The sequence below is a fragment of the Xanthomonas vasicola genome, assembly GCF_000772705.2.
Classification (GTDB): Bacteria; Pseudomonadota; Gammaproteobacteria; order Xanthomonadales; family Xanthomonadaceae; genus Xanthomonas; species Xanthomonas vasicola.
This window is the reverse complement of sequence record NZ_JSBW02000037.1, coordinates 149,243-156,713: the sequence shown is the minus strand read 5'-3', so window position 1 is coordinate 156,713 and position 7,471 is coordinate 149,243. Positions and strand designations below refer to the sequence as shown.

Sequence of the window (7,471 nt, the reverse complement as noted above, 5' to 3'; positions counted from 1 at the left end):
TTACGTCAAGGTGCGCTATCGCGGTTTGGCGAAGAACACCGCACAGGTGCTGACGCTGTTTGCACTGTCGAATCTGTGGCTGACGCGCAAAGCGTTAATGCCTGCTGCGGGGAAGCTGTGCCTGTAATCCAGGCAACACCCCGCAAACGGCCGAAACCGGCAAAAAATCGGCGATTTGAGCGCCCTCAGCGCGGCGGATGCGGTTTGCTTGGTTTCCCGGTCGCGTTGATCAGACCATCCCTAGGGCGCGTGCCTGCGGGAACGGCAGAGGCGGACAGCTCGACCTCCGATTCTTCCAGTCCGCAGCAAGTGCTCGACCTCCAGGCGCAAATGCAAGCCTCTGTCGCGGCGCAGGCGCGACAAGAACGCGAACAGCAAGATCGTGTTGCGCAAGAGCAGCACGTCGCGCAGGTGCGCGAGCACCTCCAGCAGGCCCAGCCAGAGCGCGAGGATCGGGCGCAGAGCGAACAAGCAGTCCAGGCGCATGCGGTGCTGGAAGGTCAGCGCCAAGCCGAGCAGCATCGGGAGTCAGAAGAGCGGCAAGTGCAGGAGCAGCAAGCACAGACCAGCCAGCAACGCGAGCTGCAGGAGCGTGAGGAAAGGGATGTCCAGGAACGCCAGGCGCAGGAGCACCAAGCCCAGGACAACCAGCAGCGGGAGCAGCAAGACCGCCAGGCTCAAGAAGCCAGGCAAGTTGAGGTCCAGGAAGCTCAGGCTCGGCAAGCACAGGATCAACAGGAACAAGTTCAAGGACTCGAACAGCAGCAGGCCCAGCGTCAGGACTCCTCGCCGCAACCGGATCCTCAACCGGACGCTCAAGATACCGCGCTGGCTCAGCATACGTCGCGTCCTCAGTTGCAGCAGGAGGGCGCAAGCCGGCAGCCACAGAACCAACATGCACGCGCACACCTGGCACCTGACCCTCTGAAGCAAACGCCCGGTCCAGGCGACGCGCAGCCGCATCAAGCACAAGATGTAGAGCGCGCGCTGGAAATGCAGGCGGTGGAGAATCGCGACACCGCTCAGCTTCAAGTGCCTTCATCCGAGAGTCCGGAATCCGGTAACCAACCTTCGCAAGGCGCAGAGGCCGATGCGGTGCCTCCAGCGCTGCCCCCCAGCGTGCAAACGCAGCAAGCGGAGATGGAGCGAGCGTCGGTCCGTCAGCAAGACGTGGCGCGTGAGCAGGAGGCAGAGCCGGGGCGCGTGATGGCCCAAACAGCGCCTGCGACAGCAGAACCGTTGATTGCGTCGCAGCCCCCTGCGCCTACCACTCTTGAGCGAGCAGCTGAGGCACGGCAGGCGAGTCCTTCAGACGTCTCTCCCATCGACCCTGAGGCGGCTGTGCTGCCCGCAATAAATCTCGCGCAAGCACACGGGCAATCGCTGGGAGGCAGCGCAGAGAATCGTTTTCCCACGGAGCCAGCAGACGCGGAAAGCCAGCAGGCCCAATCGACTCCGGCGCAGGACCGCAGCGGCGCAGACCCGGGCGGCACCCTGTTCCTGGAAGAGACCATGCGCTCGCTGCGCCAGCTGCAACAGGAAATTGAGGCGGCGGATCGGGAAGACGAACGCTTCCACCAGGAATGGAGGGAGTATCGCGAGCGCGGAGAACCTTATCCCTTCGCTCAAAAGAGGGCGCTAGACCAGGAGGGTGGCGGCATTGATGCATTCAGCGCGCACCAACCAAGTGGCCGCTCGCCTAGTGAAGCTGCTGAGCAAACCGATGCCTTTCCACCTCTAGCTCAGCGCTCGGCCGGTCCAGGGGGAGGGGATGCGCCAAACGACTCGTCGAAAGCTGAGCGCAAATCCATCACGGGTGATCCGGACGTGGACGAAGTGCTCTATGCGCTCGACAGCAAGAACGAGTTGGCAATCGAGCAGGCCTTGAATCGGGTGGCCAACAGCGCAGCGACGCAGGCGCTCATCAAAAGAGGCAACGAGTTCCTGGAGGCGCAGGCCCAGCAGGAGGCCCAGGAGCTCGCCACCACACGCCAGGCGCTGGGGATGGATGTCTCAGCCGAGATCAACACCAGCCGCGGGCCGGTGATGGTGATGACCTTGCCGGAGTTCGCCAAGGGTCCGATGCAGAGCGGCCCCCAAGGGGACGGCGGTGGTGGTGGAGACGGCGGTGGAGGCGGAGGCGGAGGAGGAGGAGGTGGTGGTGGTGGTGGTGGCGGTTAGTCAAAATCGCTTCCGTGACCAGCCGAGCTCAGGGAGACCTCATGGACAGGCAAGACGCCGCCGCAATGGCGGAAATGATGGCGGCATTGAACGCGTCGAACGCCTCGCTGCAGGAAACGGTCAAAGTGCTGACGACGCTGGTGGCATCCATGCAGCAGCGCGAACAACGGTTGCGCGAGGTTGTCGCCGAGCAACTTCAGGTAGTCCAACACGCGGCCAGCAGCGCCGATGCCAAGGTCAATCGGGTGCTGGAAAACGCCCTGCCGCGGCTGACGCAGCTGACCAATCAGGCGTTGACGCAGACGCTGGAGCCAGCCGCCAAGCGATTCAACAAAGAAATGGCCACTGCGGATGAGACATTGCAGCAAGCCACTCGCCGTTACGCGCATGCCCAGCAGTCCTTGGAAAAAAAGATCACACGACGCATGGGCATTGCATCCGCCACGATGCTCGTGGCCGGCGTGTTGGGCCTGGGTGCGGTGGCTTACTCGGTGGACATCATCAACGAAAAGCGCAGCGAGCTGGTGCAGCTCCGCACCTCAATCGACTATTGGGAGCGGGTTGCGCGCGCTGATCTAGCTCCCTGTGGCGAAGGAAGGATCTGCGCCACGCTCGAAAGGAACGGCCCGCGTTTCGGCAGTCAGAAGCAATACCGTGCCGTTAGCCTGCGCAGCGCCTCAGACGCGCGCTGATGCTCGTCGACCTATGGGCCTGGTGCGCCGTCGAGCTCCTGACAACGCCGGGCGTGTTCGCTCAGATGGTCGGGATTGGGGCGGTTCTTCTTTGACTCCGGCTGACGCACGGTCTGGCCTTTAAGAGCAAAGTAGTCAGTGGTAAGCAACGATGGAGCCAACGCGACCTTGTTCTCTGGGGTGATCCAGAGCAGCAGGCAGTCGAAAAGGGTATGGAGGTCGGCGCGGAGCAACAAGCCGTTGTCCACCCGGTCGGTATGGTCTCCCCGGTAAGGCAATATATGCGCCGCCTCCAAGACTTCCTTCGCCGAACAGCCAGTGATGGCACAACGGCTGCCATACGCGTCTAGCAATTGATTTCGGAAAAAGGATTGACCGCGGCGCTGGGCTACTGCACGCATTGCCCAAACACGTGCATCATGGTCTGAATCCAATGGAGGCAGATGCGTAAATGCCGCATCCTGCCCTTCGGCCTCGGCTTTCGATTGTGGGGTGGCGGGTAACTGCACAGCTTCCCAAAGGCCGCCTTCGTTCGGCTGTAGAGTCCAGTGGCCATGGATGCTTGGTCGAAAGGGCTCATACGTCACGCGTTGCGATTTGCCTCGCCGGAAAAGGAGATCACGGGGACGATTGGAGTTTGAGCGCCAATCCTTCCGCGTCTTGTCGTAATACCTGCGATTCGTGTCGTTGACGGTCAAAAATGAAAGGTTGGCTCCCAAGTCTGAGTGGTCCTCGCCTGGGTAGCGTCCTTTGAGCCAATCTCGAATCTCTGCGGTGGAGGAGGGCTTGGCCAGTGCTTGCACGGCTTCGGCCACGTGCCAGTATTTCACGGTAGCCCGGTCGCGCAGGACCATCTCTGTTTCAGGGATCTCGCCGCCGTGCTCAAACGTAAGTTCAAAAGAATCGGCCTCGAGCAATGCCACCTGGCCGACCAGGCTGAAGTCCGGCTCGAAGTCGTTGGAGGCGCGTGCGGCATTGCCAGCCCTAACTTTTGCCGGGTTGTCGGAGGTGGCCACCACGACTCGGATTGGCAAGCTTTCCGCCCGGGCTTGTTCGAGATGAGCGCGAAAAGTGTGCTTGCCACTGCCCTTCCAATGGGCGGTCTCCATCGCGTAGCGGGACATGTCGGGAGAGAAGTTGTGTGACCACAGGCTCAAAATGACCTGGCGCGGATTCTCAGACAGGGCGGACGAGTTGAACTGCGGGTCCTTGATCTCAACGCCATATCGGCGAAAGGCATCGCTCATTCGCATGGGGTGTCAGTGTCCTCGGCAACGGGTGTGCAGGCGTGGCGTTATGGTGTCAATCCAATCGGCGTGACCACAATCATGCGTTCGTCAATGGCTGGCCCTCGGTCGAACGTGTATTCGAAGCGGTAGCCATTGCCTTCCAAGGTAAGGTTCTTCTTGCCCTTGAACGCTTTAAGCAAGGCCTTGTCGTGGTCGCTGGGATAAAGTTTGATGAGGTCGTGGATCATCTTGTCCGCAGCTTTAGCGTCAGCGTGGAGCCCATAACCGCGATCCTTAAACCAGTCGTTCCATAGGAACTTCGTGGTGGAGACCCTGCCGGTTTCCGGCTCTTCGTTGATAAAGAACTTGACTGTCTCGGCCTCGCCGCCGATACAGCCAAAAAGGGCACCCCAGCCTGAGCTTCCTGGCGTGATCTTGGTTGACTTGCATGAAAGCACTGCCTTGCTGCGCTCGACCTCTTTTTGGAAGGGCGTGACCACGGAACGATCGGCCGGCTGCTGCGTTGAGCTTTCCGTGGGCGGGGATGGCTCGGCTTGAGGCGTAGAGGATTGGGAACAGGCAGTCAGCAGCAATACGGCACTGGGAAGCAGGCGACGGATCAACATCCGATGTGAGTTCCAGTTGGAGGCGTGGGCCACCATCTTCCCATTGCAAGTCGCTTTCTAACCAGCTGCTTGAACACGTCAGGAGATGGAGCAGGCCCTCGCCGCTTGTGGCGTCCTTGATTGCAGCGTGTGTGCGCGGCTACCACGTTTTCGGGCACATCCAAGCCGCCTTCTTGTTGAGCAATCAGGTGTTCGGCTGTGCACTGGTAAGAACGTGCAGAGCGGGGGCGCAAGCCCAGCTCGTGAGGCGAGGCGAGCCACATTGAGAGGCCGCAATAGAAACAGCAGCCCGACTGGGCCTGAAAGGCACGGATGCGAAGAGATTTGAGGCGTTTGTTGCTCATAGAGGGCTCCGGAATCAAAGAAGATTCCCGTGCCTCCTAGAGGAGAACCTCGGGCACCCGGAGCCTAGAGGCTATGCGGGCACAACACCGGGGGATGCCCCCACTGGCAAACACGTTGTAACCGACCATCGGCGCGGCTGCAACTGTTCGGCGCGCGATGGCAGGGCGGGCGAGCAGGCTCAATGCGTGCTGTGACCTTCTTCAGCGTTCGAGATTTCCATTCGCAACGCGCCGAGGGAGCGCGCTTGGTTACGGATTGCCGCGTCGCTCCGATTTCCTACGTGAGCCAAAAGCGCACCCACCAACTCGGCATCCTCCAGCGATTCTGCTCCTGCAAGGAACACGAGCTCTGCTACCCGTGTGCGTCGCTTGGCTTCTTCGCGGCGTTGCATTTCCTTGGCCTTCACCGCTTGGCGCTGTTGCGCTAAAAGCTCGCGCGCTTGATGCTGAGCCAAGCGCTCCGTGGCGCGTTGGATTTGGTCTCGGTAGTGATTCGTTGCGGTCATGTGTTTCTCCTGCCTTGTGGAAATCAGTCAACCAGGAAAACGACTTGCGTCAAGCGTTGGGCTGGTCTCGAATTTCGTCCCCCCCGAGAATCGAAAAGGCTGAAAAACAAGGCTTAGAAGAAAGAAGCAAGAGCGCACCTAGGTGTCACTGCGTGACACGTGCGCAAAGGGCTCCGCCCCTTGAACCCCAAGCGCCCAAGGCGCTTGCGAAAATCCAAAGCCGAGGCATAAACCAAGCAACCCCACTGCTTCGGAGTCGCCGCCTCATGGCCATCTACCACGCCAACGTCAAAACCTTCAGCCGTGCCAAAGGACATTCGTCCATCGCTGCGGCGGCCTACCGCGCCGGCCTGCTGCTCGAGGACGCGCTCACCGGCCTGCGCCACGACTACCGCCGCCGGGACGGCGTGGTCGAAACGCGCTGCATCGCTCCCGAGGACGCGCCTGACTGGGCCCTGGTCCCTGCTGAGCTCTGGCCGGCTGCAGAAGCGGCTGAGCGTCGCAAAGATTCGACCGTGGCGCGCGAGTTCGAGTTTGCCTTGCCCCACGAACTCGATGACCTCCAGAGGTCCGAGCTGGCCGTAGAGGTCACGCGCGCCTTAGTTGGCCGCTACGGCTTTGCGGCCCAGGCCAGCATCCACAGCCCCGGCAGCAAGGACGGCTTGAACTGGCATGTCCATGTCCTGGCAACGACGCGTCGCATGGGGCCAGACGGTCTCACGGACAAAACCAAGGAACTGGACGGCGGGCCGTCGGGACGTGTTGAAGTGCAATGGGTGCGCGAACTCATCGCCTCCACCATCAACGCGCACCTTGAGAAGGCGGCGCTTGAGATTCGTGTAGACCATCGCAGCTTGGCCGCCCAGGCCGACGATGCCCTGGCCCGCGGCGACCTGGCCGCGGCTGCCGTGCTCTCCCGGGAGCCCACCAAGCACGTCGGCAAGAACGGGACCGCGCTGGCTCGACGGGGCCAGCCATCGGAGCGGTTCGAGGCCAACCAGCTCATCGAAGAGACCAACGAGGAGACCTTCCGAAAACTCATCGCCGTGTTCGAGCAGGAAGGGCGCGCCATGCCCGTGCCCGATGGTCATAGCCAGGCCCAGGCAGAGCGCGAGACTGGCCGGTCTTCTGATGTGCTGTCCCTGCCGCTCAGGCGCGGGGCAGGGCACATCGAGGTGTCCCCCAGCATGGCGACCATTGCCCGTGGGCTCGGACTGATGGAGGCCGAGGAGGCCAAGCCGTCGCGCGCCCCACGTTCGGTCTCGGAGCTCGCTGAGGAGGCCAGCGACGAATGGGGAGTGGCCGTTCAAGCGGATCCCCGCTTGGCTCAGACACTCCAAGCAACGCTGGACCTAATGCAGTGGGTGAGGGAGCGCGTGACTGCCTTCGCCGACGAGGTTCGGCTTCGCCCGGACCTCAACGAGTTGATGCGTCGGCTGCGGCGCTTCAAGGCAGCGACCATGAAGTTCGCCCGGCGGCTATTGGCGGTGCGCCGAGCGGAGAAGCTGCACCACATGGCCGAGAACGCGTGGCACGACTTTTTGGCGAACAACCCCGAGCCCGGTCCGTCGTGGATGCAGGGGGACTGGAAGCAGCGGCGCGGTCGCCGACTCAGCACCCTGGAAAGCCGGACCGCAGAGCTTGCCGATGCAAGGGCCAAGGTGACCCCGGAGGAACAAGCCCTCTGCGAGAAAGAGGCCTCGGCCAGCGCGGCGCATCTGGAGGCTTGGAGCCGGGACATGCTCCAGCGCTATCCCCTCCAGCTCGACATGGCGAACCAGCCCGATGGACCGCGTCCAGGTCCTGCCATCTCCGCCCCTCCTGTCCCTGCCTACGTTCCCCGGCCGCCGCGCTTCCATTGAAACCAGAGAGCCCCGCAGTGCGGGGCTCAAT

The 7,471-nt window shown here is 62.1% G+C and carries 7 protein-coding genes and 1 pseudogene; 4 read left to right on the top strand and 4 right to left on the bottom strand.

Going from position 1 to position 7,471, the window contains the following annotated elements; genetic code table 11:
• From NX05_RS23705 to NX05_RS09280, 3 genes and pseudogenes are all read left to right on the top strand, one after another.
• Positions 1-127 (top strand): annotated as a pseudogene (locus NX05_RS23705) (IS5/IS1182 family transposase); the annotation flags it as partial.
• A gap of 182 nt (positions 128-309) precedes the next feature.
• Positions 310-2,181: a coiled-coil domain-containing protein gene (locus NX05_RS24540; protein ID WP_253956519.1), complete on the top strand. Its 1,872-nt coding sequence runs from the start codon at positions 310-312 to the stop codon at positions 2,179-2,181.
• Between the two features lie 41 nt (positions 2,182-2,222).
• The gene (locus tag NX05_RS09280; protein ID WP_039432684.1) at positions 2,223-2,873 is read left to right on the top strand and encodes a hypothetical protein; all 651 of its coding nucleotides are present in this window, start codon (positions 2,223-2,225) and stop codon (positions 2,871-2,873) included.
• Between the two features lie 11 nt (positions 2,874-2,884).
• Here NX05_RS09280 and NX05_RS24885 read toward each other — a convergent pair whose 3' ends face one another.
• The 4 genes from NX05_RS24885 to NX05_RS09265 form a co-directional block, all read right to left on the bottom strand.
• Complete coding sequence (locus tag NX05_RS24885) at positions 2,885-4,120, bottom strand: HNH endonuclease (RefSeq protein WP_230597831.1); 1,236 nt, start codon at positions 4,118-4,120, stop codon at positions 2,885-2,887.
• 47 nt (positions 4,121-4,167) lie between these two features.
• Positions 4,168-4,764: a hypothetical protein gene (locus tag NX05_RS09270; RefSeq protein ID WP_253956518.1), complete on the bottom strand. Its 597-nt coding sequence runs from the start codon at positions 4,762-4,764 to the stop codon at positions 4,168-4,170.
• Positions 4,722-4,991, bottom strand: a complete 270-nt coding sequence (locus tag NX05_RS22240; RefSeq protein ID WP_249027759.1) for an HNH endonuclease — start codon at positions 4,989-4,991, stop codon at positions 4,722-4,724. The genes NX05_RS09270 and NX05_RS22240 overlap by 43 nt, the downstream gene beginning before the upstream one ends.
• 260 nt (positions 4,992-5,251) lie before the next feature.
• Entirely contained in the window at positions 5,252-5,578 is a 327-nt protein-coding gene (locus NX05_RS09265) for a hypothetical protein (protein WP_039432688.1), read from the bottom strand.
• Positions 5,579-5,844: 266 nt separating this feature from the next.
• Between NX05_RS09265 and NX05_RS09260 the strand changes: the two genes are divergently transcribed.
• Entirely contained in the window at positions 5,845-7,440 is a 1,596-nt protein-coding gene (locus NX05_RS09260; RefSeq protein ID WP_039432690.1) for a MobA/MobL family protein, read from the top strand.
• Positions 7,441-7,471: the final 31 nt, after the last annotated feature.